21 protein-coding genes are annotated in these 26,179 nt (G+C 61.9%); 6 read left to right on the top strand and 15 right to left on the bottom strand.

The features are described 5' to 3' along the window. Nucleotides 1–158 precede the first annotated feature (158 nt). On the top strand, nucleotides 159–1,655 hold the full coding sequence (locus ACERIT_RS06540) for a hypothetical protein (RefSeq protein WP_373674037.1): 1,497 nt from the start codon (nucleotides 159–161) through the stop codon (nucleotides 1,653–1,655). A 677-nt stretch (nucleotides 1,656–2,332) separates the two neighbouring features. Here ACERIT_RS06540 and ACERIT_RS06535 read toward each other — a convergent pair. After that, nucleotides 2,333–2,491, bottom strand: a complete 159-nt coding sequence (locus ACERIT_RS06535) for a hypothetical protein (protein WP_373674036.1) — start codon at nucleotides 2,489–2,491, stop codon at nucleotides 2,333–2,335. A gap of 47 nt (nucleotides 2,492–2,538) precedes the next feature. Beyond that, on the bottom strand, nucleotides 2,539–3,555 hold the full coding sequence (locus tag ACERIT_RS06530; protein ID WP_373674035.1) for a tyrosine-type recombinase/integrase: 1,017 nt from the start codon (nucleotides 3,553–3,555) through the stop codon (nucleotides 2,539–2,541). A 635-nt stretch (nucleotides 3,556–4,190) separates the two neighbouring features. Between ACERIT_RS06530 and ACERIT_RS06525 the strand changes: the two genes are divergently transcribed. Then, entirely contained in the window at nucleotides 4,191–4,499 is a 309-nt protein-coding gene (locus ACERIT_RS06525) for a cupin domain-containing protein (protein WP_373674034.1), read from the top strand. A 181-nt stretch (nucleotides 4,500–4,680) separates the two neighbouring features. Here ACERIT_RS06525 and ACERIT_RS06520 read toward each other — a convergent pair whose 3' ends face one another. Beyond that, nucleotides 4,681–5,025: a hypothetical protein gene (locus tag ACERIT_RS06520; RefSeq protein WP_373674033.1), complete on the bottom strand. Its 345-nt coding sequence runs from the start codon at nucleotides 5,023–5,025 to the stop codon at nucleotides 4,681–4,683. A 491-nt stretch (nucleotides 5,026–5,516) separates the two neighbouring features. On the opposite strand from ACERIT_RS06520, the gene ACERIT_RS06515 reads away from it, so the two are divergent. Continuing rightward, entirely contained in the window at nucleotides 5,517–7,403 is a 1,887-nt protein-coding gene (locus tag ACERIT_RS06515) for a cation:proton antiporter (RefSeq protein ID WP_373674032.1), read from the top strand. A 33-nt stretch (nucleotides 7,404–7,436) separates the two neighbouring features. On the opposite strand, the gene ACERIT_RS06510 is transcribed toward ACERIT_RS06515, so the two are convergent. Together ACERIT_RS06510 and ACERIT_RS06505 are read right to left on the bottom strand one after the other, a co-directional pair. Then, nucleotides 7,437–8,270 (bottom strand): alpha/beta fold hydrolase, encoded by an 834-nt coding sequence (locus ACERIT_RS06510; RefSeq protein ID WP_373674031.1) that lies wholly within the window; start codon nucleotides 8,268–8,270, stop codon nucleotides 7,437–7,439. A gap of 141 nt (nucleotides 8,271–8,411) precedes the next feature. Then, nucleotides 8,412–9,572: a hypothetical protein gene (locus tag ACERIT_RS06505; RefSeq protein WP_373674030.1), complete on the bottom strand. Its 1,161-nt coding sequence runs from the start codon at nucleotides 9,570–9,572 to the stop codon at nucleotides 8,412–8,414. 166 nt (nucleotides 9,573–9,738) lie between these two features. Between ACERIT_RS06505 and ACERIT_RS06500 the strand changes: the two genes are divergently transcribed. The 3 genes from ACERIT_RS06500 to ACERIT_RS06490 all read left to right on the top strand — a co-directional run bounded on the left by ACERIT_RS06500 (nucleotide 9,739) and on the right by ACERIT_RS06490 (nucleotide 13,453). Continuing rightward, nucleotides 9,739–11,619: a formate/nitrite transporter family protein gene (locus tag ACERIT_RS06500; RefSeq protein ID WP_373674029.1), complete on the top strand. Its 1,881-nt coding sequence runs from the start codon at nucleotides 9,739–9,741 to the stop codon at nucleotides 11,617–11,619. Nucleotides 11,620–11,864: 245 nt separating this feature from the next. Further along, nucleotides 11,865–12,773 carry a cation transporter gene (locus ACERIT_RS06495; protein WP_373674028.1) on the top strand — a complete coding sequence of 303 codons (909 nt, stop codon included), beginning with the start codon at nucleotides 11,865–11,867 and terminating at the stop codon, nucleotides 12,771–12,773. Then, nucleotides 12,770–13,453 carry a DUF1028 domain-containing protein gene (locus tag ACERIT_RS06490; protein ID WP_373674027.1) on the top strand — a complete coding sequence of 228 codons (684 nt, stop codon included), beginning with the start codon at nucleotides 12,770–12,772 and terminating at the stop codon, nucleotides 13,451–13,453. Before ACERIT_RS06495 ends, ACERIT_RS06490 begins: the two co-directional genes overlap by 4 nt. A gap of 7 nt (nucleotides 13,454–13,460) precedes the next feature. Here ACERIT_RS06490 and ACERIT_RS06485 read toward each other — a convergent pair whose 3' ends face one another. The 10 genes from ACERIT_RS06485 to ACERIT_RS06440 form a co-directional block, all read right to left on the bottom strand. Beyond that, on the bottom strand, nucleotides 13,461–14,288 hold the full coding sequence (locus ACERIT_RS06485) for an endonuclease/exonuclease/phosphatase family protein (protein WP_373674026.1): 828 nt from the start codon (nucleotides 14,286–14,288) through the stop codon (nucleotides 13,461–13,463). A gap of 58 nt (nucleotides 14,289–14,346) precedes the next feature. After that, on the bottom strand, nucleotides 14,347–14,673 hold the full coding sequence (locus tag ACERIT_RS06480) for a NifU family protein (protein WP_373674025.1): 327 nt from the start codon (nucleotides 14,671–14,673) through the stop codon (nucleotides 14,347–14,349). 78 nt (nucleotides 14,674–14,751) lie between these two features. Then, the gene (locus tag ACERIT_RS06475; protein ID WP_373674024.1) at nucleotides 14,752–15,717 is read right to left on the bottom strand and encodes an ROK family protein; all 966 of its coding nucleotides are present in this window, start codon (nucleotides 15,715–15,717) and stop codon (nucleotides 14,752–14,754) included. 99 nt (nucleotides 15,718–15,816) lie between these two features. Continuing rightward, complete coding sequence (locus ACERIT_RS06470) at nucleotides 15,817–16,278, bottom strand: universal stress protein (protein ID WP_373674023.1); 462 nt, start codon at nucleotides 16,276–16,278, stop codon at nucleotides 15,817–15,819. A 112-nt stretch (nucleotides 16,279–16,390) separates the two neighbouring features. Further along, complete coding sequence (locus ACERIT_RS06465) at nucleotides 16,391–16,810, bottom strand: NusA-like transcription termination signal-binding factor (protein WP_373674022.1); 420 nt, start codon at nucleotides 16,808–16,810, stop codon at nucleotides 16,391–16,393. Next, nucleotides 16,810–19,521: a DNA-directed RNA polymerase subunit A'' gene (locus ACERIT_RS06460; protein ID WP_373674021.1), complete on the bottom strand. Its 2,712-nt coding sequence runs from the start codon at nucleotides 19,519–19,521 to the stop codon at nucleotides 16,810–16,812. Before ACERIT_RS06460 ends, ACERIT_RS06465 begins: the two co-directional genes overlap by 1 nt. Further along, nucleotides 19,514–22,441: a DNA-directed RNA polymerase subunit A' gene (locus ACERIT_RS06455; protein ID WP_373674105.1), complete on the bottom strand. Its 2,928-nt coding sequence runs from the start codon at nucleotides 22,439–22,441 to the stop codon at nucleotides 19,514–19,516. The genes ACERIT_RS06460 and ACERIT_RS06455 overlap by 8 nt, the downstream gene beginning before the upstream one ends. Before the next feature lie 19 nt (nucleotides 22,442–22,460). Further along, nucleotides 22,461–24,287: a DNA-directed RNA polymerase subunit B gene (gene rpoB / locus ACERIT_RS06450; RefSeq protein WP_373674019.1), complete on the bottom strand. Its 1,827-nt coding sequence runs from the start codon at nucleotides 24,285–24,287 to the stop codon at nucleotides 22,461–22,463. Nucleotide 24,288: 1 nt separating this feature from the next. Next, the gene (locus ACERIT_RS06445) at nucleotides 24,289–25,854 is read right to left on the bottom strand and encodes a DNA-directed RNA polymerase subunit B'' (protein WP_373674018.1); all 1,566 of its coding nucleotides are present in this window, start codon (nucleotides 25,852–25,854) and stop codon (nucleotides 24,289–24,291) included. After that, nucleotides 25,851–26,081 (bottom strand): DNA-directed RNA polymerase subunit H, encoded by a 231-nt coding sequence (locus ACERIT_RS06440; RefSeq protein WP_373674017.1) that lies wholly within the window; start codon nucleotides 26,079–26,081, stop codon nucleotides 25,851–25,853. The genes ACERIT_RS06445 and ACERIT_RS06440 overlap by 4 nt, the downstream gene beginning before the upstream one ends. Between the last annotated feature and the right edge of the window lie 98 nt (nucleotides 26,082–26,179).

The raw sequence follows: 26,179 nt of genomic DNA, 5'->3' as shown, positions 1-26,179 counted from the left end.
ACGACCTTCAAATTGTCTTCGTCGCCCCCACAGATTCCCAATTAAATCGCATGAAGCGGCGTTGTCGTACACTCAACCTTTCGACGCGAGAGATTAGTTCACAATATCAGAAGTGCCCCACTTACGCGGGAAAACATAATGATACGGTCAAGGAGAAATTGAAGAGCGCCACGAAGCAGATTCCTCTCGGTCTACTCCACAAGACTCGAGACTTACCATGCTGTCCCAACTGCCCATTCACCACTTGGAAGCGACCGGAGTTTACTGAACAAGTCGTTCTTGCAAATCCACGGCACGCCTATATGGACAGTGTTCTCGAAGACCGCGTTGTCTTCACTTGCTCTCTTCGCGGAGACGCGTATGTAACCAAAATTGAAAATCCATCGAGGGCGCTTGACGCCTACCTCGACAGGAATACCCAATTCACTGGCTACTGCGATTTCATTCAAAATCGAGATTCCGGCCGTGTGCCGTCCATATTGGACTACGAAGACGGGACGATTGACCCGTCCACGGACGACGAAGAGTTCGGCTATGCTATCGACAAAGACGGCCACCATTTAGCGCCACAAGCCGTCTTTGGGTTGCTACACGCCGAGGAACTCGACAATGGGTGGGAAACTTCGTTCAAGTATGAAAGGGACATAGTGAACAAACACTATCCGAAGAATCGTCCACCGGTAGGCGGCGACCCTTTTGACATTGGTGGGGTCGATTACCACCGAACGCGCGTAGTCCGACAGCCCGGTGAGACACTCAAAGAGGATACAATCTACGTGCTCGACGCACCGGATTTCACCAAGGCCAAGAGCGTCGTCGCGTTCGGCGTAGCCCCGACGCTGTGGATGTGGCGACTCTACTATGGGACAAATTTCGACCACCAGCGCGTGTACTCTGACGACGAGACCGCCGAGTTCCTTCGGAGCGCTATGAGCGTCGAGGTAGTTCAGACCGCGACGAGTCGGAAACCGTATGAGGGTAACAACGTGACACCGGGACGAGACGCGAGTATCGCTGTGTGGGCGACCGCCGAGTTCGGAAAGCCACCTATCGTCGTCAGTACGAAGAACGCGCTCGGACGCTACCGATCGAAACAGCCCGCATTGCTCAATGCCGACGCCAAGAACGGGATTCAGTATCGTCGTGGTGGTTCGGTTATTACCGGCAAATCCCCGCTTATCATTCTCAATGGGTCACCACGTCCCCGAAACGAAGAGTTCCAACTGTGGGGTGCGCTCGCGGGGAAATCGGTTCGGAACCCGAATCAAAACCAGTCGTTCGGGGAAACTGGTGACGAGATTCGACGCCAATTCTGTGAGTCTCGCGTGGGGAAGTGGGCGACTCGCTTCGACTGTCGAAATGCTACGGTAGTCTTGAACACGACCGCTGTCCCTGAATGGCTACAAAACAATCGACTCGCCACCCACGCTTCCCCGATGAATATCCTCTCCGCAAACGCAAGGGGTCGAAGAGCGGTCGCCCGGTATATTCGGGACAAAGGCGGTAATCGGGTGACGATGAACGACATTCAGACCCAAGCAGACGTTTCGGAAAATACCGCACGACGAGCGAGAAACTCGCTTATCGAACAGGAATGGGTCGCCAAGCACGCCACCAAGGGTCGTAAGCCAGACGAATATTCGTGGGTATCCTAATTCAACCTCAATCCCTCTTACAGTAGTATAGTACGGTAAGAGACATTGAGGTTGAAATTTCGTCGTCATACTCCGACCATTCCCAATCGGGGAATGAAATTTGAAACACGAACCCCCGAAATTGGTTTGGCACTCTTTCTGGTTATTCCCGATCTCGGAATGACCCCCGAAACAGGGAATATCCTATCAAATATCAGCCCAATTAACTGAAAGTCGCTCTCGAAGCAGGCCCCAGTTCCACACACCAGTAGCCGGGGGCCAGTCACAGTACCCCTACTGACGTACTTGTCGCACAGGCGAGTGAGCGTCGTCAGCACCCTGTGGATACCGAGGGTCAGGGGGGTAGGGGGTGGGAGAGACTGGGACGGTCGTTGGGGCGGGCCAGTGGGGGTCTGGACTGGGGGTATCCCCACGGGCCGTCCGGTGGGGGTCGGGGGTTCGAGAGGCGGCGATTTGTTCAGAGTACCGAGGCTCTCCCTCTGAATGTCCGTCTCTCGGGGTCAGGTAAGGGGAACCTTTGTACGCTGACAGATGGTCGCTTGGGGACGAGAATAACTCCGTTTCATAGAGAAAGAAGATACGCCACACTCTTATTAAGTTTTTAATCGTATTTAACAAGTGGGGCTTCCTATGAAAAACTGACAGCCGTCTTATATCGGTGGGAGATTGGCGGTGGTCTACTCGGAGTCGGAACCGTCTATGAGTCGTTTTTGCGCCCGGATTAGATTGGCCTTTTGTTTGCTCATAGTCTCTTCCTCGTCCGTATCCTCTTCAACCAGAGACACGGCGTCGTCGGGACTTTCGGGGATTTTCACGTCCGGGTTCTCGTCGCTCATGCTTGCATTGTGAGAGTGCGAAGGGGAATCCCTTTCGGCGGCTGGTTTTACACCTCTTCCAAGTACCCACGCCGCTGTTCGGCTCGTTGTGCCTCACTTCTCTTGTCGTAGTGCTTGTCCAATACGTCCTGACCAACGTTCATACGATCGCTAACGACCTTCTCGGGTACGTCCACCGATAGGTGGTGAGTGATACTCCCTCGCCGAATGGCGTGGGGAGAGACATTCAGTGGGCACTTGCTATATCCGTCGTAGTGCGTACCATCACACTCTTCCATATCACGTCCTTTCGGACAGTCCCCCGCGTAGTAGCACGGTCGCGTTATCTCGTAGACGGCGTCCCGAATTGACGAACCGACCATACGTCCCTGTCTGGTCGTGAGTAGTGGCTCGCGCCCTTCCTCGTCCGTCACGTCGTGGCGATTGTGTTTGATGTAGGCGTCAAGGACACTACACACGTCACCACCGAGAACGACGTGACGCTCGCCCTCGTCACCATTCTTCAGAGGCGTACCTTTCTTGGGTCGATGGTAGACGGTTAGCACCTCTTTCTCGTCGTCGTAGTCTTCACGGTCAAGAGCCTGAAGCGCTCCGAGACGCATTCCAGTATGCCACAGCAGTTCGAGGATAACGTGGCCCCGTGAAGCGTACTCGAACCGCCGTAGATATTCCAATATGGATTCGGCTTCTTCAACCGTCAGGATACTCTCGCTCTGTTCGTCTTCCTTCGAGAGCGTCGGCATAATGATTTTGTCGTGTAGTCCCTCGGGGACAGCGTTGTACGACTCACACCAACGGATGAACACCCGTAGAGCGTCAAGATTCCCTTCGAGCGTGACCGGCTTCAGGTCGCCGTCGTCTCGTCGCCACGTTCGGAACTCTTGAAGATTCCGACCGGTCAAGTCATTCATATTGTCGATACCCTTCTCGCCGCACCAGCGAATGAAGTGTTTGAGACGGTAATGGTACCCGCCGAGAGTACTCTCTGACACTTCGTGTTTCCGGGCGTCAAGGTACATTTCCTTTGCGCGCTCCGGCGTGATAGGTTCGAGTTCCTGTTGCATTTCAATCACCGAAGCGCCCAATCGGTTCAGGGTCGAAGTGCGCGCCACCGTAGCACAGTACGTGGGGAGCAACGAGACGGACAGAGAGACGCTGTCCCCCGTTCAAATCGGGGAGGCGGCATCCTGTTACCGGTCGAACGATGACCGAGAGAGGTGACGCTGTCCTGCGAGTCCGGTTCACCGTGTACGATTTCAACCGGTGACTGGACACACCCGACAGCGTGTTGCGTTCTGCAATATTTGATAGGGTCGAGGGCAACTTGATCCCGTGATAGAGACCAGATGCCGTCTCTCTGTGGGAGGTGCGAGTTATCAGAAGAGTGGCTGTTGGGCGCACACGTTCGAGCAGGCGTTCTACCCTCGTCCGAACGTACCACAGTACCAATGAGAGCCACTCGGCACACAGCAATACTCGGACGAGACGGTCGGTGTGAGTACCGGTGAGGGGTCAAGAGCCATCCAGTCTCGAACGAGTGGCTCACGCCAATTCTGCCAGTGGGGGTTCGACACCGCTTGCAGAATTCGATCCGATCGTTACTCGGGAGAGGGGTTTAAGTAGCGAACAACGGTGGCCTCGTACATGGAGACGATTCCGAAACAGGGTTTGGGAACGTGCGAGCATACGGTATTCGGACATGAATATTATTGACACCGAAGCCCATCGAGGCTTCTTCGATGTCGTCGCAAGCACCGACCGATCGCAGGCGGCGACGATGGTACTGTCACCAGGACAGTCGACCGGTGGCCCGGAAAACCGCCATCGAAACTCGGATCAGTGGCTGTTCGTCCAAGCCGGCAGCGGTGTCGCTACGGTCGGCGGCGAAACGTATCAAATCGAAGCGGGTGATCTTCTGTTAATCGAACCCGGCGAAGCTCACGAGATTCACAACGACGGTGAGGAACCACTGACGACGATCAACGTGTACGCGCCTCCGGAGTACTAGCGCCGGTCACTTCGAACAGTTATCTAGACCACGCTTCAGGAAGGTATTCAGCGAAGAGACGCGGGACCGGATTTGAGTCAGGATCGACACGGGAACCGGTCCCCGCTCGTGTTCCGTGCACAGGGAGGCCTCCACGGTGATATCGAGACGTTTCGGCAGGGTCTGATTCGTCGATCCGGCCTCAGGCGCCAGGCACGCCGAATGCGATGATACCGAGACCGAGGATGCTATTCAGTATGATGATGATGATCAGTGCGGCCAGCCACGCGACCAAACCCATAATCGCCGCGTCCGTCCAACCACCGGGATACCGCCACTTGATGACCCAGATCCAGGCGACCAGGGCGACCACGGATCCGATGAGCGGTATCAACGATCCGATTGCCCAGGCGATAGCGCCGATTACTGCTGTAACGACCGCGTACGAGTAGTCGTCGACGTCCACGATGACGCGGCCACTGATATAAATTGCCAGTCCACCGACCAGGAGCGCGACGAGGAACGACACAACGGTGCCTAAGACCATATGTGAATCATCAAAACCAGTACGATATAGTATTCGGTACACATATCAGATAAATTTATTATTACGTTCATCAGACGCACACCCCACACAGCGACGGAGAAGTTTCCAAAACGGAAACACCGGGCGCTCCGTTATCGCCGTCGGTGTCGCGGGGGGTCCAACAAAAATTCGGTCATTCGATTGATTGTGAGAGACCTCTACTTGTGGATCGTGAACGGGGCCGTCACAGGCATTCCACTTGTTACGTCGTCGCCGTTCTCGCGAGTGTAGCGAGCGGGACCGTCTCGTCGAGGTGCACGATCCGGAAGGCGATATCCCGATATTGTTCGACATCCCCACAGTCACTGTCGGGATCGATCGACAGTCACCGACGTCGCGTCGCGGCCACCCCTATTACGGCGACGAAACATGGAGCGTTATATGCCTGCGGGCGTGTGTTCCGGTTGAATGGACTCGACTGAGAACTGTGCCGTTTTGTATGAGGCGTGAGCATGATCCCACTTGCAGCCTCGGGCGAGTCCAACGTATTGATCCTCGTTGCAGTGATTCTCGCGCTCGGCGTCGCCTCTCAGGTCCTCGCCGATAGATTTCGTGTCCCAAGCGTTCTCTTTTTGATCCTTGTGGGTGTGGCCATCGGCCCGGAAGGGCTGGGAATCGTTACGGCGGACGTCTTCGGGTCGTCGCTGTCGATCATCGTGGGTATCAGCGTCGCGATCATCGTCTTCGAGGGAGCGTTTCACCTCAAGATCGAGAAGCTACGTGAGGCCCCGTCCGCGGCACTCCGACTTGTGACGGTCGGGGCAGCGATCTCGTTCGTCGGGACGACGCTTGCTGTGCGGTGGTTCCTTGGAGCCGAATGGGGGATCGCGGCCCTCGTCGGGGCGCTGCTCATCGCAACGGGACCGACGGTGATCACGCCGATCATCTCCGTGGTGCCGGTTCGTGATCGAGTGAGTGCGGCATTGGAAACGGAGGGGATCGTCAACGACGTGACGGCAGCGATCTTCGCGGTCGTTATCTTCAAACTGCTCGCCTCACAGGAGGCGCACCCGACCGCGTATTTCGTCGATTTTATCGAACGGTTGAGCGTCGGCATATTCATCGGACTCGTCGTCGCGGCAGTGCTGTGGTTCCTGCTCGTCAAAGTTGACCTCCCGGCGGGCTGGACGCCACAGAACGCCCGAATCATGACGCTCGCCGGCGCGATCCTTGCGTTCAGTCTCGGGGAGACGATCGCTTCCGAATCGGGAGTTGCCGCGGTCGCGGCCGCGGGCGTCCTGCTTGGGAACGCACAACTCCCGTTCGAGAAGACGATCGAGGAGTTCAAAGGCGACATCACGATCGTCGTACTCTCGTTCGTCTTCATCGCGCTGGCGACGCTGATCGAGTTCGACACCTTGCTGTCGCTCGGCTGGCCCGGACTGCTCGTCGTCGCCGTCGTGACACTCGTCCTCCGGCCGGCGCTCGTGTTCATCTCGACGCTCGGCGAACGGTTCACTCGAGAAGAGAAACTGTTCATGAGTTTCGTGGGGCCTCGTGGTATCATCCCTGCAAGCGTGGCGACGCTGTTCGCGATCCAATTGCAACAACCGGCGCCACCGTCAAACCCGGAGGGTGCAAGCATCCTCGCCGGCACGGTGTTCCTCGTGATCTTCGTGACGGTCGTCTTCGAGGGTGGATTCGCGAGAAAGATAGCTGAAACACTACAGGTCATTCCGATGCGTGTACTCATAATCGGCGGCGGACGAGTCGGACAGGAACTCGGCGAACGTCTCGAAGAGCGGGGAGAAAACGTCGTTATCATCGAGAAAAAGGAATCCGCCGCGGAGACGCTCCGTAACGACGGATTCACCGCTCGAGAAGCCGACGGGACCGACATCGAAGTGCTCCGTCAAGCCGGGGCGGAACGCGCGAAGATCGTCGCTGCAGTGACGGGTGACGACGACACCAATCTGCTCGTCTCCCAGCTTGCGAACTCGAAGTTCGACGTCGAAGACGTGATCGCCCGCGTCAACGAGCCCGAAAACGTCGATGCGTTCAACGAACTCGGCGTCAGGACGGTCTCGGAATCGTCGTCCACGGCGTGGGCGATCGACAACCTCATCGAGCGGCCGGCGCTGTCGAGGTGGATGACCGAGCTCGGCAAAAGTGGTGACGTTCAGGAGATCGAAGTGACGGACGAAACGCTTGCTGGCCGGACGGTCGGCGACATCAACGACGACCTTCCGGAAGGATGTATGGTCGCACTCGTCACGAGGAACGAGGAGAACACCGTCCCCGAGTCCGACCTCAAAATCGAGTACCACGATCACCTCACCGTCCTCGGCCGAACCGAGGCGGTCCACGAGGCGATCAGTCAGCTCCACCCGCACGATTGAGCGACGTCGATCGGAAGCCCCGATATCGGACGATCAGTCCGTCACGACGCGTCTCGTGAACTCGCGCAACTCCCGGTTGAATCGCTCCGGTGCCTCCCAAAACGGCGAGTGTCCGATCCCCTCGTAGAGTGAGACGTCGGAGTCATCCACCAGGTCGGCGTGTCGTCTCGCGGCGGCGGGTAACACCACCCGGTCCGCCGAGCCGTGGGTGAACAGAGCGGGGACATCGAGCGCGCGAAGGGTGTCCTCGTGGGCGCCGCTGCGGGCCTGAAGCGCCTCCCGAACCCGCGGCGGACAGCGGGCGTTGAACCCGAGCATGAGGTGACGCTCCCGAGGCGACAAGGGGTCGGCGGTACAGATGTCGAGGAACTCGAGTAAGGCCTCAACGCTCGCATCGGCGTCGCGCGTTTCGAGGTCGTCGAGCATCGCGACGAACGCTTCTCCGGCAACCGTCGCCGCCGCGTCGGTTCCCTTCTCCGTGATGGCGCCGACGAGGTTCACCCCAGCCACGTCGTCAGTCCCCTCCACGGCGAGGTAATCGGAAACCACGAGCCCGCCGTAAGACCAGCCAACGAGCACCGGATCCCCACGAGCGAGGTCGTCGATGACCGCCCGGAGATCGGCGGCCCACAGCTGTGGATCCCGGTAGCGATCGCTGCCCGCGGGCTTTTCGGAGGCACCGTGTCCGCGTAGGTCGGGCGCGATAAGTCGAAAGTCGTCCGTGAGATCGCTTCGAAACTGCTCGTGCCAGGAGAGTCGGGACTGGGAGTAGCCATGAACGAGGACCGCCGGCGGGGCAGCCGCCGGACCGGCCACGTCGACGTGTAGCTCCGTTCCCTCGCCACCGACGACCGTCTGGGACTCCATGCCACGGGATCGACGCTGGGGGGTAAATAGGGTGGCGGGACGCGGCGAACACGGGGGAAACCGCGCCGGCGGCAGGGGCGGCGAACGGAAACGAGGACGGAGACACGGAGAACGGAACCGAGGGTGGTGACAGCAGGATGATCACAAGTTCGCGAGCAGTTCACCGAGACCGTACTCGAGTAGATAGGGAATGAGAAGGCCGACCACGATGCTCGTCACCCGCTGCATCGAGACCGGATACTCGTGCATCTCCTTGACGACGTTCAGATTCATGAAATGGTTCATGTACTCGGTGGCCACGTCCGGCGATTGCGGGCGGACCTCCGGGAAGGTGGTGCCGGTCCCTTCAAGTTCGGCGACGTCGGTGGCGATGGCGTGGAGGCGGGCGTCCTTCTGATTGGCCATGAACCGATGCAGCGAGAAGACGGGATAACAGAAAACCAGCACCCCGACGAGCGTTCCGACGACGAGATAGAGGGTATCGACCGCGACGAGTTCGGCATTGCCACTCATCGCGTTAGTCCGGATCCCGGTCACGATCGTGATGGCCGTATAGAGGATCAGTCCGAGCACGTACCGATGGCCGCTCGTTTCGATCAGGTGGCCGACCGGACGAAGCCCACCGTATCCGGAAATGTCCTCGAAATCGAGGAGGCGATCCGTTCGGATCCGAGCCGGAAGCGAGAGGTGGACGTTGATCACGACCGCGAGGAACTCCGCAAGGATCGGGTAGTAGACGAACGGGATGATCACGAAGAAGGCCAGCCCGCCGGAGATCGGTCCCATCGATGTCAACACGTGCTCGACGTTTCCGAGCCCGAAGAGGTAACTCGCGTGCAAGAACAGTCCGCAGGCGAGCAAGCCGCCCCTGAGTCGCGGAGGCGCGGGATGGTCCGTCCACTCGTCCGGAGATCCCCAGATCCCGGCGAGCACGGCGGCATCGAGACGGCGAAGAACGCGATCGACGACGTCGAGATCGGCCGCGTCCACGTCCGATACCGTTCCGTACCTCGAAACCTCGTCGACGAGAGCGCGATACCGCCTCGCCAGCGTTGTGGCGGTCGCGGCGACGAGCAACAGCCCGGCGAGCTCGAGAACGTTCGAAGCGATCCCGAACGGCGTCGCCGCCACGACTCCGACGGCGAGCCCGACGGCTTTGTCGATCGCCCACACGATCGTGACGAACAGGTGCGCCGCGAACCGCCGCATCCGGAGTCTGTCGGCGATGTCGGCGACGCCGGTCCGCTTTGCATACCGTTCGATCCATAGCGACGAGCCGGAATCAGTTGTGTCTCCGACCATACCGGAAGTACACGCTTCCTCCCAAGAAGGTATCGGCGGTGCGAAATGACGAATCACCCGGATCGGCCCGCCGCCCCTTTCAAACGCTCATCCGGAGGGAGTGGCCATCAACTCACCTCGTCCGGAGACGGTGACCTTCAAGTCACCTCGCCCGGAGAGATGAACAATGGCGGACCCGGAACATACCGACCTCAACGATCACGCCGATATCGACGGTCCGGACGGCGACGCGGAGGGGGAGAGAGAGCGGGCGCCGAGCGAACTCGACGAGTCGGTCCGGAACGCGGTCGAACGGTCACGGATGGGGGCACCAGCCGTCGGGGAGGCAGTCCGGGATCGGTTCTCGGCCGACGAGGTGTTCCAGCGGATCGTCGCCGCGGCCGACGAGGAAGTCACCTCGAGCGCGAGAGAGTTGTTCTTCAGCGGCATCGCCGCGGGGTTCGCGATCAGCATCACCTTCCTGTTGTACGCCTCCGCGTCGGCGGCGACCGATCACCCGATCGTCGGCGCGCTGTTGTACCCGCTCGGTTTCATCTACATCATCATCGGCGGCTACCAGCTGTATACGGAGAACACGCTACCGCCCGTCGCGTTGACCCTCGAACGGCTCGCGAGCCTGCCCGTCCTGCTTCGCCACTGGAGCGTGGTTCTGGCGGGGAACTTCGTCGGCGGCGCGATCGGGACGGCCGTGCTCGCCTACGGCGGCGTCTTCGACCCTGCCACCGCCGAGAAGGCGCTCGAACTCGGCCGCCACGGGGCCTTCGAGACGCCCTGGTGGTCGCTGTTCTCGAAGGCCGTCTTCGCGGGGCTGATCGTCGCCGGCGTCGTCTGGGTCGGCTTCAGTGCTCGCGATACCATCTCCCGGGTGGTCGTCACCTACCTTGCCTTCCTCGCGATCCCGATCGGGGGCCTCTTTCACGTGGTCGTCTCCTTTTCGGAGGCGTTTTATCTCATGTTACACGGCGAACTGGCGATCCTACCGGGAATAACCGGGTTCGTCCTGCCGGTGCTTCTGGGGAACACCCTCGGCGGCGTGGCGCTCGTCACCCTCGTCAACTACTTCCAGACGAGTGAGGACCGCCTCGAGTCCGCTCGCTTCGAGGGCATCGAACGGCGTCTCACGCTTCGCGAGTGGACCTCCGGTCGGCTCGTGGGTCGATCGTACGTCCCGATGCTCGATCCCACCGAACAGGGGCTCTCGAGCGAGGGAACCTACCGCATCATGGTGCCGATAGCGAACCCGCGGACCGAATCGGAGCTCATCAGGCTGGCCAGCACGCTCGCAAGCGCACGGGAAGGGGCGATCGTTCATGCGGTTCACGTGATACAGACGCCAGGACGTCGTCCCGGCGATCCGGGCCAGCGTCAACGCGAGCGCATCATGGCGGAGTCAGACCGGCTCATGGAGCCGCTTCGGGAGGTCGCCGAGGACTACGACGCCGGCCTGAAGACATCAATGGTGATCACGAACCGCTCGTTCGAGGAGGTGTTCAACGCCGCTCGCCGGACCGATCCGAACCTCGTGGTGATGGGGTGGGACGACGACCGACTGTGGAGCGACGCGCAGGCCGAACGTCCCCTCACCGAGCTCACGAGCCGGCTCCCGAGCGATTTCCTCGTCGTCAAGAATCGCGGACTCGACCTCTCGCGAGTCCTCATTCCGATCTCGGGCGGTCCGAACTCGGCGTTGAGCGTCGAGGTCGCCGGCATGCTTCGATCGGTCGTCGGATCGGCCGTGTCACTGTTCCACGTCGTCGATGGACCCGAAGAACGGGCGGATGGCGAGCAGTTCCTCGAGGAGTGGGCACTCGATCAGGGCATCACCGACGCCGACCTCCGCGTCGACGACTCCGGGAACATAGAGGAGGCGATCGAGCGGGAGGCGGCCGAGCACACGCTGTTGATCCTGGGTGCGACCGAACGAGGGCTGCTCTCCCGGCTGTTGACCGATTCGTTACATCTCGAGGTCGTCAACGAGGTCGACTGCTCGGTGCTGCTCGCGGAGCGTCCGGCACCACGCTCGATCCGCGAACGGCTGTTCGGGTGAGCGGTCGATCAGGGTGAACTCCCGAGAGAGGAACGTACTGCCAACATCGAGAGCGGAGCCGACGGGATGGACGACACGCGAGACACTCCAGTCCGGAGATCGACGACAGCCCGACGATTCCGGAAGCGGCGAAACGCCGATCGATCACACCGCCGTCGGTTCGTTTCATCCCGAACCCGATCGAACGGAGCCGATGGTTTGATGATCCGTCCCCGACTCAATGCGGACGGGAGACGAAGACAACGATGACCGACACGAACGGCCGGGAACGTGACCGATGTGACCGATGTCGGGAGCCGGCGGGTGAGCGTCGAGACGGGCCGACCGCCCCGGCGACCACGCGGGTCCCGCCGGAGGCGGACCGAACCGTCTTCGAGATCGAATCGATCGACTGTCTCGGCTGTCCGGGACGCATCGAGGAGGCACTCGAGTCGATCGACGGGGTGTACGCTGCCACCGCGAGCTACGGAACCGCCACGGTCGGCATTCGATACGACGCATCGACCGTCACGGCGGATACGCTGGAAACACGGCTGGCGACGGCCGGACATCCCGTCGAGAGCCGCGATTCGGCCTTCCGGAACCGACAGGCGAGACATTGGGCGGACGCGCGCGTCGCCGCCGGAGTCATGGCGGGATTGATGACCGCCGTCTCCTACGCGACCGTCATCTACCCCGCACGCCACGAGTGGTTGCTCGGATCCGCGGTCGCAGAACACCTCCGTGCCGGCCTCGGGATGACCGGCGGATTCGGATTCTACCTCAACATCGCGGTCCTCTCCGGGATCGTCTTGTTCTTCGCCGGCGGACCGATGCTCGATCACGGGTGGGCGGATCTGCGTTCGGGTACCGCGACTCCGGAACTCGCAGCTGCCGGCCTCGCAGTCCCGGCCTACCTTCACGGCGTCGCCGTCGTGCTTGGGGGTCCGATCGGCGTCGTGGATCTCGCCGCTCGCTCGCTTCCGGTTCGGTTCGACATCGTCGTGGCGACGGTGCTCGTGTGGCTGAGCCTCCGGCACGCGCTCGGGCTCGACGCCGCGAGCACGACCGGTTCCATCTCGACGCCGGACCCCGACGGGTCCCGATCCCGCAGGGACTGCGGAGGCGCAAACGAAAACGAAGCGACGCGGACGGAGCCGACGGCCGAAACGTGACCTTCAGCGTCTGCGTCCGCGAGGCGTTTTCCGACGAAGCAGGCGAGCGCTACCGCCGATTCGGCGTCGCGGTCACGACGCCGCTTCCCGGCGTCGGGCGCCTCTGTCCGTTCGCCTCGGAGGACGCGGCGATCGCGGTCCAATCGCACGTCGACGCCGAACTCGGGGAGCGAGCGATGAAGTATCTCGCCGATGGACTGCTGATCGACGACGCGATCGGCGGACTGTTGCGCGCCGACGAGGCGCGCGATCGACGCCAGGTCCACGGCGTCGGCACCGACGGATCGTTCGCGTTCACCGGGAGTGACTGTCCGGAGTGGTCCGGACATCGGGAGGGCGAAAACGTCACCGTTGCGGGAACCCACCTTGCCGGACCAGCAGTGATAGAACGGGCACTGCGAGCCTACGAGTCGAGTGCCCACAGCTCCGAACCGCTTGCGAGCCGGCTCATCGATGCGCTCGCGGCAGGGCGTGAGGCCGGCGGTGATTCCCGGACGGACCTGTCCGTCGGATCCGCGGCATTGATCGTCGCCTCGACGTGCGAACACGACCCGGTCACACCGTATTATGACGACCTGCGGGTCGACGCCACCGAGACGCCGATCGACGACCTTCGAGAAACCTACGAGAACGCAGAACGGGGCTACGAGGAGGTCCTCGCGCGGTATGCCGCCAAGTGATTCGAACTCATAGTCGCAGGCGCACAAGCACGGGAAGGTGATCGGATGGGAACCGACCGCGATCGTCGAGATCGGCGATCGTCGCGGCCGCTTCGGCGTCGATCTCCGTGGAGACTAGCACGTGGTCGATCCGCCGATCGGTGATCAGCGACCGGAAGTCGGTGAGACTCGTCGTCGGGCCGTGTCGGAGCGGCGCCGATTCGACGGCGTCCACGAGGGGAACTGCCGGCTTGCCGACGTCGGAGTCGCGATCGGCGTTTCCACGCAGGATCCGGGAGGGCCTGCTGTCGGAACGGCAGTTGAGATCGCCAAGCACGACGACGGGAGTCCCGTCCGCGATCGTCGCAAGTCGATCGGCCAACATCGCCGCGCCTCGCCGACGAGCACGGGCGCTGCGGTGGTCGAGGTGGGTGTTGAAGACGGTGAGTGCGTCCGCATCGAGATCGGAGAGCGCACCCGTGTCGGTCGGAGCGATTCGGGCCCACGTCACGATACGCGGGTGGGAGGCGTCCCATCCGGGTCCGGGACGCTCCGGCGTCTCCGAGAGCCAGAAGGTGTCGTGATCGCGAACCTGCCACCGGTCGGAGCGAACCGCGATCGGACAGCCCTCGCCGGAGCCGTCCTCAAGGCGGCCCCGACCGTGAACCGTATATTCGGACAGTGACTCACGGAGGTCCTCACGCTGTCCGACACGTGGTTCCTGAAAGCCGACGATGTCGGGGGCGTGAAAGCGAACGAGCGACGTCACGCCGTCACGACGAAACAGCCATCGATCGTGTCCGTCGCCCGGGTTCGCGAGGCGAACGTTGTACGTCATCACCCGCAGTCGCGTCATGATCGTTCACGAGAACGCGAGATCGCATACACGGTCCGACGCCTGTCCCGTCTCATGATCAGAGGTGTTCGGGAGATTCGTTTCCGTACTGGAGATCGCCGCCACGGCCGCCCTCGACGGTGGACGCACCCGAATCACCCGACGAGGGGACGCGAACGACGACCTCCTCTATGGCCTCGAACTCCAAGAGGAGGTCGCGTTTGATGTTCGTGGCCGTGACGTTCGAGATACCGCATCCGGAACAGGTGCCGCCGAGTTCGATCACGACCTCGCCGGTGTCGGGATCGGCTTTGCGCACGACGCTCGTCCCGCCGTGCATCTGGATGATCGGCATCTGTCCGACCATCCACGTCTCGATCCGATCGGAAAGCGTTTCCTCGCTCATTACCTCCGTTTCGAGCCCGAACCCCTGGAACCTTGCGGTCGAATCGGGGAAACGTCGGAAGGACGAAACGATTCGGGGTTACGCGCGCGACCGGTCGCCGGTGCCGCCGGTGAGCGCGCTTGCCAGCGCACCCTTGACGACGACCTCGTCACCGAGTTCGGTCAGGCGGAGCTCGGGAACGTTGACGAACACGAGGTCCGCCAGCTGCTCGCGGACGGGATCGACGACGAGTTCGGGATTGTTGAGTGCGACCGCACCACCGATTGAGACGACGAGCGGAGCGTAGGCGTGACAGACGTTGGCCACCCCGATCGCGTTCCAGCGTGCGAGTCGGTCGATCACGAGGTCCGCGAAGTCGTCCTCGCCGGCATACTCGAAGACGTCCTTTGCCGAAAAGTCGGGATCCTCGACCGGAAGCGCCGTCTCGCTGGCGGTCTGCTCGTGGAGCGTTCTCGCGTAGTCGGGCACGTTACTCCCCGAACAGTACGCCTCCCAGTGGCCCGCGCGCCCGCATCCACAGGTCATCGTTCCCTCGGGATCGATCGTCATATGGCCGACCTCGCCAGCGTTGCCGTCCCATCCCGAGAGGACGGTTCCGTCGACCGCGACGCCGGCGCCGATGCCCGTCGAGATCGTTATGTAGGCCATGTCGTCGGGGTTGCGATCGCTGTGGAATCGCTCGCCGATGACGCCCGCGTTCGTATCGTTGTGAAGGTGAACCTGATCGGTCCCCAACAACTCCGAGATCGGACCGGTAAGGGGAATAGTGTCGATCGAACTCGGAAGATTCGCCGGGTTCTCGACGGCCCCGGCGGCCAGATCGAGAGGTCCGATCGATGCGATCCCGGCCGCCTCGACGTCGCCAGGGTCGACTCCCGCGTTCGAACACGCCTCACGGATCACCGAGAGGACGGCCTCGGTGACCGCGATCCCGGTCGGTCCGCGCGGCGTTCCCGTCTCCCCAGTGCCGAGGATCGTCGCCGTTCCGTCACCGACGACCGCACGGACGTTCGTGGCCCCGAGGTCAACGCCCACGTAATACATCACCCGGAAGGCAGGTCCGGCGGCACATCAATGGCGGTGATCCTCGCTTCCGTATGTGAATTGCCGGCGAACCCCGCACGACCGGGATTCAGACGCCGATCACTCCAGAAGGTCCTCGCGGACGAACGTGACCGGACACGGCGCAGAGAGCATGACCTCCTGGGCGAGGCTGCCGAAGACGGCCTTGCCGGTCGGGGACCGTTTTCGCCCGCCGACGATGACACGGTCCGCCTCGAACTCCTCGGCGAGTTCGACGATCGATTGCCCACGATCCCCGACAATGCCCCGAACGTGAGTCGCGATGTCGTCTTCCTCCATCCGGTCTTCGAGATCGCGGATCGAAGCGTGACGACCTGCAACGTGGTCGGGAGTCGACTCCTCGCTGTCAGGATCGATGTTGAGACGTTCTCGGCTCCGGTCAAATTCCTCTTCAGTATAGACGTGTGCCAAGACGACGTCAGCCCCACAGGGGCCGGCGACATCCGCGGTCTCAGTACCGATTCGACGGATCCGTTCGTCGTTGTCCGCGCCGACTGCGAGCAGAATGGTATCGATGCCCATGAATCCGAGTAGACACAGGGATAGTTAAAACCGATCGGTCGGGACATCCGATACCGATCGTGCCATCGCGATCGACCGCGGCAACGAGGCTGAGCCCCGAGCCCAGTGCGTCTCAGGTCAACTGGATGTCGTCAACGTCGTGGTGGCGGGCTGCAAGCGTCCGTGCGGTCTCGATGGTCCGTCCCGACGAGCCGATCGCGACGCCACGATCGGCATCGGCCACCTCGACGTAGGCCACCCGGTCGTTCTGCTCTGAGATCGTTACTGCTCGGACGGCCGCGGGCGCGAGCGCGTTCGCGACGAACGCCTCGGGGGTGTCCGCGTTCTCGACGAGTTCGATCGACATTCCGAGCCGCTCTTCGACCCGCGCTACAGTGTCGCCCGCCTGGCCGATCGCCGCGGCCATCTCGCCGGCGGGGACGAGAAACACGAGCCGATCGCCCTCCACGAGGCAGTCGATCGGGGTCACGTCGGTGAGTTCGTCGAACCGAGCGATGTACCGTCGTGCCTCATCGGAGAGCTCGACACGCATCAGTCGTCAGCCCGGTTCGAGCCGCTTTCCGACCGCGATCCCATCCGGAGGTCGACGTCGCCGGTACCAACGGCGACCGGCTTGCCGGCGATGACGTTCTCGATGACGCCGTCGAGTTCGTCGTACTCGCCGTGAACGGCCGCATCGAGCAGGTGATTGACGGTCACCTCGAAGGCTGCGCGCGCGAGCACCGATTCCTTCGAACCCGAAATGCCGTGACGGCCGATCGACTCGATCTCGCCGTTGTTAGTCATGATGTCGGCGACGAGCATCAGGTGACGGATGTTCACGTCGTCGAGCCCCTGCTCTTCGAGCGTGTTCATCGTTTCGTCGATGATGGCCTCGCGGGCCGCCTCGACGCCGAGGTTGCGATAGATCTCGTGGATGTTGTTACACGTGGTTCGCGTGTCGTCCACGCCCTCGATCGAGAGGACGTCGCCGAAGGCCGATCCCTCGGTATAGAGGACGAACTCCTCGCTGCCGTCGTCGAGTTGCTCCTTGCGGATGACGACGCGGTCGACCTCTTCGATACCCTTGAAGACGACCTCGCGAAGCTGCTCGACGAGCTGGAGGAGCTCTCGGTAGCTCGGCTGACTGGGACCGAACTCGATGACGGTGCCGGCCTGGCGGGTGTCGACGCCAAGCGCATCCTCGATCGTCTCCGAGATTATCTCCGCGACCTCGGTGGCGTCGGTGTGGGTCGGCCACCGCTCCAAGAGCGTCTCGTCGTTCAGGTCGATACGAACGATCATGTCCGCAACGTTCGTCGAGACGTCTCCGAGCGCGAGTATCTTCGTCGACTCGATGGACCAGACGACCTCGTGAGCACGCTCGCGGTCGGTGGCGTACTCGCCCTGGAGGTGGACCGTCATCATCGGCGTATCCGGCGTCTTCCGGGCGTCCACCAACTCGATGAGACGGGGGAGGCCCTGCGTGACGTCGATCTCGGCGACGCCCGCGTAGTGGAAGGTATTCATCGTGTTGTGTGTCACGACGCCCTCCGCAGTGGTGAACGTCTCAAGGCCCGCGACGGAGAAGTCGTAGACGTACTCGTAGTCGCTTGTGACCGTCTCAATCGACTCGATGCGATCCCAGACGACGTCGCCGTCGACAGCCTGTCGAAGGACATCGAGCGCGTCGGTGTCAACGCCGGCAGCTTCGGCTTCGTCGACGAGGCTTTCAAGACGTGTCCGATCGATTCGCTGTCGCTGAGACGCTGCGTTCACGTGGCGACTCGAAATGCCTGCATCGGATGCAACGTCGCGGAGCGAATCACCGAAGTTCGGGATTTGATCAGTCGCGTCGGGACCATCGGCATCCACGTCGTCGGCGAGCGAGAAGAGTTCCGCACCACGCTCGCCGACCATACCGACGAGATCGGCGAACTGCTTGACGTCCTTTTTTCGAATCCGGAGCGTCCGCGAGTCGTTCTGTTCTGCAAGCGTGGCATGGACGCCGATCCGCGCGAGCAGGAGAGCGATTCCGGCAGTGAGTCGGTGACTCGTGGAACTGGACCGAACGGAATTTCGATCGACGATTCCGTCGCCACTGAAGTATCCGCGAAGAGTTCCGCGAACGAATGCATCGTTCGCACCGAACACGAATCCGGGGACGATTTTTGCCCCCTCTTCCAGACATTCTTCACGGAGGAAGTCCGCGAGGATGGACCCATTGACTCGGATGTCGGAGCCTTGGGCGGATTCGCTGTCGTTCTCGTATTCGTTGACCGTCAGATCGAATCGATTCGCGAACGCACGGATCCGGTTCTGGAGCGCGGGATCGACGTTCGAAACCGAGACGGAATCGTCAGTAAGCGAGCCGTCCGCCAGCCACGCACCGAGGAAGAAGCCGGTCTCCTCGTCGAGCGGGAATCGCTCGGGAAGCGAACCGGTACCGTCGACGGGATACACGGCGTGCTCATCCAGTTCACCGCATTCGAGAGCGTCCCGCTTGTTACGAAGCTGATCCTCTCCACCGGGAACGGCCTCGACGCCACCGTCGGTCACGGTGGAGGTGTACCAGTAGTCGTTCGATGGAAGGAACTCACGGAGATCGATCTCAGTCGTGTTCTCGCCGTCGAAAGAAGCCACAACGGGGAGCCAATCGTCCTCCGTGAGTTTTTCACCGGCGACGGGAACGACTTCGTTTTCGCGTCGAGTGACGAACGAGTGCGACTTGGTTGCCCGGATCGTCCGTCCGGATTCGAGTTCGAACCGAAGGAGTTCAGCCGGCGTTTCGTGACGGCTCACCTCTTCGACTTGTTTCCACGTTACCTGCTCGTCCTCACCAAGACTCAGTGTCTCCAGCCCTTCGGGGGCGATCGTGACCTCGTGATCGCCGAACGCCCGCGACTCGCGGGAGTCAACGATATCGTCGACGACCGAGCCTATCTCAGTGATCTCCGTCTCCCCGTCACGACGAACGAGGACACGCTCATCGTACGGAACGCTCATCTGGGTTCCCGGCTCCCCGATGGACTGCGCCGAGACCGTTCCGACCGGATCGAGGGGATCGACGCGGGTGTCGAGATAGCGGTTCTCGACGCCGGTGATGATGTCGTTGGCCTGTTCGGTGGTGATTCCGCCGTGTTCGTCGGCCTTCTCGTCGATGGTCTCGTAGAGTCGTTTCCTGAGGCGTAGCGGGAGATCCGTGTCCTCGATCAGCGCCTCGATGTCGTTGGTGACGTATTCGTACTCGTCGTGTTCAGTCATCGGATTCCACCTCCAGTCCCTGCGCCTTGTTCAAGCCGGGACCGGCGTGTTCGGAGATGTTCGTCGGGCGCTCTTTGCGTCCGAGGAACTCCTTCTTTTCGCCGGCGTCGGCGAACTCCGCGGAGAGCACGCGATCGGCGATCTGTTCGACCTCGATCTCGTAGTCCTCGCTGGAGGAGACCTTGATCGGCGAGGTTCCGTCCTCGCCGAACTCGAACTGGACGAGCCTGCCGGAGGTATCCCGGACCGACCCGTCGTACTGGGCCTCCAGTTCCGAGAGCGCATTGATGAGACGTCGCTGGAGGTAGCCGGACTTCGAGGTTCGAACCGCCGTATCGACGAGCCCCTCGCGGCCACCCATCGCGTGGAAGAAGAACTCACGCGGGGTGAGTCCGCCGCGGTAGGAGTTCTCCACGAAGCCGTGTGCCTCAGCCGACAGATCGTCGGGCTTGTAATGGGAGAGGGTCCGATCCTCGTAGCCGCGGTTGATCCGCTCACCACGAACCGCCTGCTGGCCGACACAGCCGGCCATCTGGGTGAGGTTCAGCATCGATCCACGCGCGCCGGAACGGGCCATCACGACCGCCGGGTTGTCGTCGCCGAAGTGCTGATCGGCGATCTCGCCGGCGGAGTCACGGGCTTTCCCGAGCGTCTGCATGATCTTCATCTCGAGGGTCTCATCGACCGTTCGGCCGGGCAGACTCTCGAGTTCGCCGACCTCGTAGGAATCGATCAGGTCGTCGATGCGATCGTAGGCGTTGTCGATCGCCTCGTCGACCTGCTCTTCTGCGGGTGCCGGGATCGACTCGTCGTCGATACCGATCGAGAAGCCGAAGTGCATGATCGCCCGCATCGCGAGCGCCGCGACCTCGTTTATGAACACCCGGGCACGCGTCTCGCTGTACTCCTTGGTGATCGTATCGACGACGTCGCCGCCGAAGGCACCGACCGCGTCCTCGTCGATCGTCCCCTCGACGAGCTGTCCGTTTTCGATCCGGACGTCGTCGCCGGTCGAGGAAGTGAATTCGAGTTCGAGGTCGTCGGGCAACAGCTCGGAGAACAGCGACTGGCCGGTCCAGTATTCCTCCCCGTCGTCGGCCCCGTCAGCCTCAGGCAGTTCGTCAACGCGCGTCGCACGCAGTAAGTCGAGTGCCTGCGTCTCGGTGAATTCCGGATTCGTGTGAGTCAGGAGATACGTCCCGGAGATGTGGTCCTGAATGGCACCGATGATGTTCTCGCCGAACCGCGGCGAGAGGATCTGTTCTTGGACGCGCATCAACACGCGCGCCTCGGCACGCGCCTCCTCGTTCTGGAGGGCGTGCATGTTCATCTCGTCGCCGTCGAAGTCGGCGTTATAGGGCGGACAGACCGTGGTATTGAGCCGGAAGGTCTTGTATGGCATCACCACGACCTCGTGGGCCATGATCGACATCCGGTGGAGCGAGGGCTGCCGGTTGAAGATCACGATGTCGCCGTCGATGAGATGACGATTGACCTCCCACCCCTCCTCGACCTTCTCGGAGAGTTCCTCGCAGTTCGTCTCGGTCACCTTGAGGCGTCGGCCGTCGGGGCGGCGGACGTAGTTCGCGCCCGGATGCGTCTCGGGACCGTTTCGAACGTACTGGCGGGCATTCTCCGCGTTTCGCTCGGTGACGTTCAGCGTCTGGGTCATCTCCGTTGCGACTCGGTCGGGGACGCCGACCTCGTTGAGCGAGAGCGTCGGGTCCGGCGAGATGACGGTCCGGGCGGAGAAGTTCACGCGTTTCCCCGAAAGCGATCCGCGAAATCGGCCTTCCTTGCCCTTGAGACGCTGTGAGAGCGTCTTCAGCGGGCGTCCGGAACGGTGTCTGGCGGGGGGCGTGCCGGAGATCTCATTGTCGATGAACGTGGTGACGTGATACTGAAGCAGTTCCCAGAGGTCCTCGATGATGAGCTGTGGCGCACCCGCCTCCCGGTTCTCCATGAACCGCTGGTTGATGCGGATGATGTCAACGAGCTTGTGGGTGAGGTCGTCCTCGGACCGCTGGCCGTTGTCGAGCGTGATCGACGGCCGGGTGGTCACTGGCGGAACCGGCAGGACGGTCAGGATCATCCACTCGGGACGGGAGTGTTCGGAGTCGATCCCGAGTACCTCCAGATCCTCGTCGGGGATGTCCTCGAACCAGTCGCGGACGTCCGAGGGCATGAGCTTATTCATGTCCTCCTCGGTCAGGTCGACGTCAAGCGCGCGTTCGATCGCGCGACGGTCCTCGTCTCGCGGCCGGAACTCCCCGGCCAGGATGTTATTGATCCGGTCGAGGGCGATCCCGGTCTCGTCGGCCAACTCGGAGGGAGACGTACCCGTGTCGTCCTCGTCGTCGGAGTCAGGCTGCATCGCCTCGGCGATGTGTTCGGAGTACTCCCCGGAGAGGACGTCTTGGACTTCGTAGTAGGTCGTCGGTTTCTCGTGTTTGATGTCCGCCTGGGGGTCGCCACAGAACGGGCATGTCGAGGCCTTTCTGGCCTGACGAACCGCGGCCTTCAGGACGTCGTTTTGGTCCTCGCCGAGTTCCTTTGCACGAGCGTAGCGCTCGCGGAACTCCTCGCGTTCGTGTTCCTCGAGCGCGAGTTTCCCGCACTCACGGCACGTCGATCGAAGGAGCCGACGAATGAGCTTGGTGAAGCCGACGTGGATGACTGGCGCAGCGAGTTCGATGTGGCCGAAGTGACCGTTACACGATCCGGAGTGAGCCCCGCAGGTCCGACACTCCAGGCCGGGATCGATGACGCCGAGTCGGGGATCCATGAGCCCCATGTCGATCGGATACCCGTCGTCGTCGTAGGTGTCCGCCGTAATGACCTTGGTTGCGGACATGTCCCGATACGTCTCCGGGTCCATCAGCCCGAAGGAGATGCCGCCGAGTTCTTTTGGTGTTTGCATTGACATGTTTGTGTGTCTCCTAGACCGCGTCCTCCAGTTCGAGCTTCGGTCGAATGCCGAGTGCGATCATCTCATCGAGCAGGAGCTTGAACGCGTAGCTGACCTCCAGCTCGTGGATGTCGTCCTCGTCGCCAGTCACCGGATCGTAGACCCGGCGCTGTTCGCGGTCCTCGACGGCGACGAGTCCCGTCTCCTCGGAGATGTAGACGTTCTCCGCGTCCGAGGACTCGAGAAGTCGCTCATTGAGCACCATCGCCGCGCCGTGTCCGATGACGGTATCCCGTTCCATCTCGCCGACACGCAGACCGCCCTCGCGGGCGCGTCCCTCGGTCGGCTGGCGGGTCAGAACCTGCACCGGCCCGCGCGAGCGGGCGTGCAGTTTGTTCGAGACCATGTGGTAGAGCTTGTGATAGAAGATGGTTCCGACGAAGATCTCCGCCTCGATCTTCTCGCCGGTGACGCCGGAGTACATGACTTCCTTGCCCGAGGATTTGAAGCCGTTCTCCTCGAGCGAGCCACGAAGCTCCGGTTCGTCCTCGCCCTGGAAGGGCGTGCCGTCGACACGCTCGCCGCGAAGCGAGCCGACCTTGCCGCCGAGCATCTCCAGAACGTGACCGACCGTCATCCGTGACGGTAGCGCGTGCGGATTCAAGATGAGGTCCGGAACGACTCCCTCCTCGGTGAAGGGCATGTCCTCCTGGGGTGCAAGGTGTCCGACGACGCCCTTCTGGCCGTGTCGGGAGGCGAACTTGTCACCGAGTTCCGGGATCCGCTCGTCGCGGACCTTCACCTTCGAGAGCTTCGAGCCGTCCTCACCCTCCATCAGCGTGACGGTGTCGACGACGCCGTCCTCTCCCGAGCGCATCGTGACGGAGGTCTCCCGACGCTTCTGCGGGGAGAGTCCGCCCATGTCGTCGGGCTCCTCGAGGAACCGCGGCGGGCTCGTCTTACCAAGCAGGACGGACGACTCGTCGACCTTCGTCTCGGGATTGACGAGGCCGTCCTCGTCGAGGTGCGTGTATGCGTCCTCGCCGCGAGCACCGCGGACGTCCTGGCTCGGAATCTCGAAGCGGTCCTCCTGACCGCCGGGATAGCGACGCTCCTCGCCCTCGTAGGTCCGGAAGAAATGCGAGCGAGCGAGTGCCCGATCGACCGACCCCTGGTTCATGACGAGAGCGTCCTCGATGTTGAATCCCTCGTAGGACATGACCGCGACGACGAAATTCTGGGCCGCTGGGCGGTCGTCGAAGTTGATCTGCTCCGTCGTCTGGGTCTTCACCATCGACAGCTGTGGGTAGTGCATCAGGTGCTGTCGGGTGTCCGGACGGATCCGGTAGTTGGCCGACGGCAGCCCGAGCGACTGTTTCATCATCCCTGCTCCCATCGTAATTCGGGGGCTGGCGTTGTGTTCGGGATACGGAATCATGCCCGCACCGATCCCGAAGATGAGCTGCGGGTCGATCTCCAGGTGGGTGTGGTCCTCGTTCAGGTCGTCCTCGTCGATCGCGACGTAGACGTCCTCCTCCTCTTCGGCGTCGATGAACTCGACGTAGCCACGATCGACGAGGTCCTCAAATTCGAGGTCGTCGTTCTCGATCGACTCGATCTCCTGGTCAGTGAGAAGCGGCTCCCCGTCCTCGACGACGATAAGGGGGCGTCGAGCGCGACCCGCGTCGGCGTTGACGATCACCTCGCGGGTGCGATCTTTCACCGAGACGTTGACCATCTCGGAGACGTCGCCGCGACGTCGTGCCTCTCGGATCTGTTCTGCGAGCCCGCTCGGGTCCGGATGCGTCCCGACCAGGCTACCGTTGACGTAGACTTTCGCCTCGCGTTCTGATGACATATTAGTCGTCCGCCGTGGTTCGTTCGACGCCCTCGATGCCGGGGATCCCCTCGACACCCATCGACGCCAGTTCGCGTTTGAGTCCCTGTTCGTCCTCGACGTCCTGTGATAGCTCCATCGCCTGCGCGAAGTTCTTCACGAGTCCACAGTTGGGCCCCTCCGGCGTCTCGGAGGGACAGATGCGTCCCCACTGGGTCGCATGCAGGTCCCGCGCCTCGAAGTGCGGCTGCGATCGCGAAAGCGGCGATCGAAGCCGACGGAGGTGTGACAGCACACCCATGTAGTCCGTCCGATCGACGAGCTGGGAGACGCCCGACCGGCCGCCCACCCAGTTGCCCGTCGCGATCGGATGTTCGAGCCGCTCGGTCAACACGTCCGATCGAACGACGGTGTTGACGGTGAGCTGTCGATTACGCATGTTCGCGCGTTCAAGCTGGTATTTCACGTCCCGGGCGAGCTTGTTCAGCGCCGTCCGGAAGAGGTCCCTCATCAGGTCGCCGGAGACCTTCAGCCGTTTGTTGGCGTAGTGGTCCTTGTCGTCGGATTCGCGGCGACCGAGAGCGAGTTCGAAACACGCCTCCGCCATCCGGCAGAGGTAGTAGGCCTTGTTGATCCGAACGTCCTCCTCCTCGACGCCCTCCTCGTGGAGGTGCGGCAGGAGGTAGCGATCGATGACGTAGTTGGCCCGTTTGAGCTGGTAGTTTTTGCCCTGGCCGCTGGCAACGCGCTTACCGAGTTCCTCGATGGCTTCCTCCTCGGTCTGAACGGAGGCTTCCTCCAGGTTCTCGAGCATGTATTTCACGATCTCCGGGTCGTCGGAGACGCGGTGGACGATCTCCTCGTCGGACTCCAGTCCGAGTGCGCGCACGAGAGTCACGAAGTCGATCGACCCCGACACGGACGGGAACGACACCTCGAGAAGCCCCTCGCGGTTGCGCTCACACAGCACGAGCGCACGATAACCGCGCCGTTGGGAGAACGTCTTTGCGACCTGGATCTCGTCGCCGTACTTCGTGTCGTACTCGGCGAGGATCTTGTTCGGCGCGAGGTCCTCGGAGGTCATGAGAACGCGCTCGGAGCCGTTGACGATGAAGTAGCCGCCCGGATCGACGGGGTCTTCGCCGATGTCGATCAACTCCTCGTCGGAGAAGCCGGCCATGTTGCACTTTCTCGATCCGACCATGACGGGCATTCGTCCGACTTTCGTTTCCGTGGTATCGACGACCGTCTCCGGTTCCTCCTCGCCGCCGCGGACGATCGACATCTCCATGAAGACCGGCGCGGAGTAGGTGATGTTTCGCAGGCGGGCCTCCTGGGGGTAGAGCAATTCCTCGGAGCCGTCGGCCTCGCGGACGCGAGGGGTGACCATCCGAACGTCGCCGAGTTCGACGTAGACGGGCTCTTGGCCCTCCTTGTCGCCGATGTCGGTCTCGATCGTCTCCTTCTCGTCGACGACGTCCTGCATGCCGCGATCGAGAAAGTTGTTGAACGATCGAAAGTGGTGTTCTGCGAGCCGTTCGTCCGAGAAGTACTCACGCGAGACCGCGCGTCGTGCTTGCCTATTCATGAAATTACGAGCCGGTATACGATCGCCCGGTCGGTCGTTCGCGACTCTCGAACGATCCGGATCACGTCGCCCGGTTCGGCGTCGTCGGGCAACGCCGGGTCGGTGCGTTTGATCTTCGGGAGGTCAGTCTTTGATACATTGTACTCCGCGAGCACCTCGTCGATTTCCTCGGGGTCGTCAAGGAGCTCGTGGTCGGGAACGAATTTGTGGTCAGTTACGTTTACCATGGGTGCTGGGGGAAGAAGCTATCACGAGATACTACAGGTGGCTATTGGCCCTAGATGCATAAGGGTTGCCAACCTGGTTCGGGACGTACGACTACCGG

The sequence above is a fragment of the Halopenitus sp. H-Gu1 genome (assembly GCF_041821145.1).
Classification (GTDB): Archaea; Halobacteriota; Halobacteria; order Halobacteriales; family Haloferacaceae; genus Halopenitus.
This window is presented reverse-complemented; position numbering and strand designations above follow the sequence as displayed.

Excerpts from the sequence above, each read along its gene's own strand:
- ACERIT_RS06530 (WP_373674035.1), bottom strand. The coding sequence starts at position 3,555 with ATGCAACAGGAACTCGAACCTATCACGCCGGAGCGCGCAAAGGAAATG.
- ACERIT_RS06475 (WP_373674024.1), bottom strand. The coding sequence starts at position 15,717 with ATGTATTACGTGGGCGTTGACCTCGGGGCCACGAACGTCCGTGCGGTC.
- rpoB (WP_373674019.1), bottom strand. The coding sequence starts at position 24,287 with ATGTCATCAGAACGCGAGGCGAAAGTCTACGTCAACGGTAGCCTGGTC.
- ACERIT_RS06460 (WP_373674021.1), bottom strand. The coding sequence starts at position 19,521 with ATGACTGAACACGACGAGTACGAATACGTCACCAACGACATCGAGGCG.
- ACERIT_RS06500 (WP_373674029.1), top strand. The coding sequence starts at position 9,739 with ATGGCGGACCCGGAACATACCGACCTCAACGATCACGCCGATATCGAC.
- ACERIT_RS06470 (WP_373674023.1), bottom strand. The coding sequence starts at position 16,278 with ATGGGCATCGATACCATTCTGCTCGCAGTCGGCGCGGACAACGACGAA.
- ACERIT_RS06525 (WP_373674034.1), top strand. The coding sequence starts at position 4,191 with ATGAATATTATTGACACCGAAGCCCATCGAGGCTTCTTCGATGTCGTC.
- ACERIT_RS06455 (WP_373674105.1), bottom strand. The coding sequence starts at position 22,441 with ATGCAAACACCAAAAGAACTCGGCGGCATCTCCTTCGGGCTGATGGAC.
- ACERIT_RS06520 (WP_373674033.1), bottom strand. The coding sequence starts at position 5,025 with ATGGTCTTAGGCACCGTTGTGTCGTTCCTCGTCGCGCTCCTGGTCGGT.
- ACERIT_RS06515 (WP_373674032.1), top strand. The coding sequence starts at position 5,517 with ATGATCCCACTTGCAGCCTCGGGCGAGTCCAACGTATTGATCCTCGTT.
- ACERIT_RS06505 (WP_373674030.1), bottom strand. The coding sequence starts at position 9,572 with ATGGTCGGAGACACAACTGATTCCGGCTCGTCGCTATGGATCGAACGG.
- ACERIT_RS06440 (WP_373674017.1), bottom strand. The coding sequence starts at position 26,081 with ATGGTAAACGTAACTGACCACAAATTCGTTCCCGACCACGAGCTCCTT.
- ACERIT_RS06510 (WP_373674031.1), bottom strand. The coding sequence starts at position 8,270 with ATGGAGTCCCAGACGGTCGTCGGTGGCGAGGGAACGGAGCTACACGTC.
- ACERIT_RS06495 (WP_373674028.1), top strand. The coding sequence starts at position 11,865 with ATGACCGACACGAACGGCCGGGAACGTGACCGATGTGACCGATGTCGG.
- ACERIT_RS06535 (WP_373674036.1), bottom strand. The coding sequence starts at position 2,491 with ATGAGCGACGAGAACCCGGACGTGAAAATCCCCGAAAGTCCCGACGAC.
- ACERIT_RS06465 (WP_373674022.1), bottom strand. The coding sequence starts at position 16,810 with ATGCGTGTCGAGCTCTCCGATGAGGCACGACGGTACATCGCTCGGTTC.
- ACERIT_RS06485 (WP_373674026.1), bottom strand. The coding sequence starts at position 14,288 with ATGACGCGACTGCGGGTGATGACGTACAACGTTCGCCTCGCGAACCCG.
- ACERIT_RS06445 (WP_373674018.1), bottom strand. The coding sequence starts at position 25,854 with ATGAATAGGCAAGCACGACGCGCGGTCTCGCGTGAGTACTTCTCGGAC.
- ACERIT_RS06480 (WP_373674025.1), bottom strand. The coding sequence starts at position 14,673 with ATGAGCGAGGAAACGCTTTCCGATCGGATCGAGACGTGGATGGTCGGA.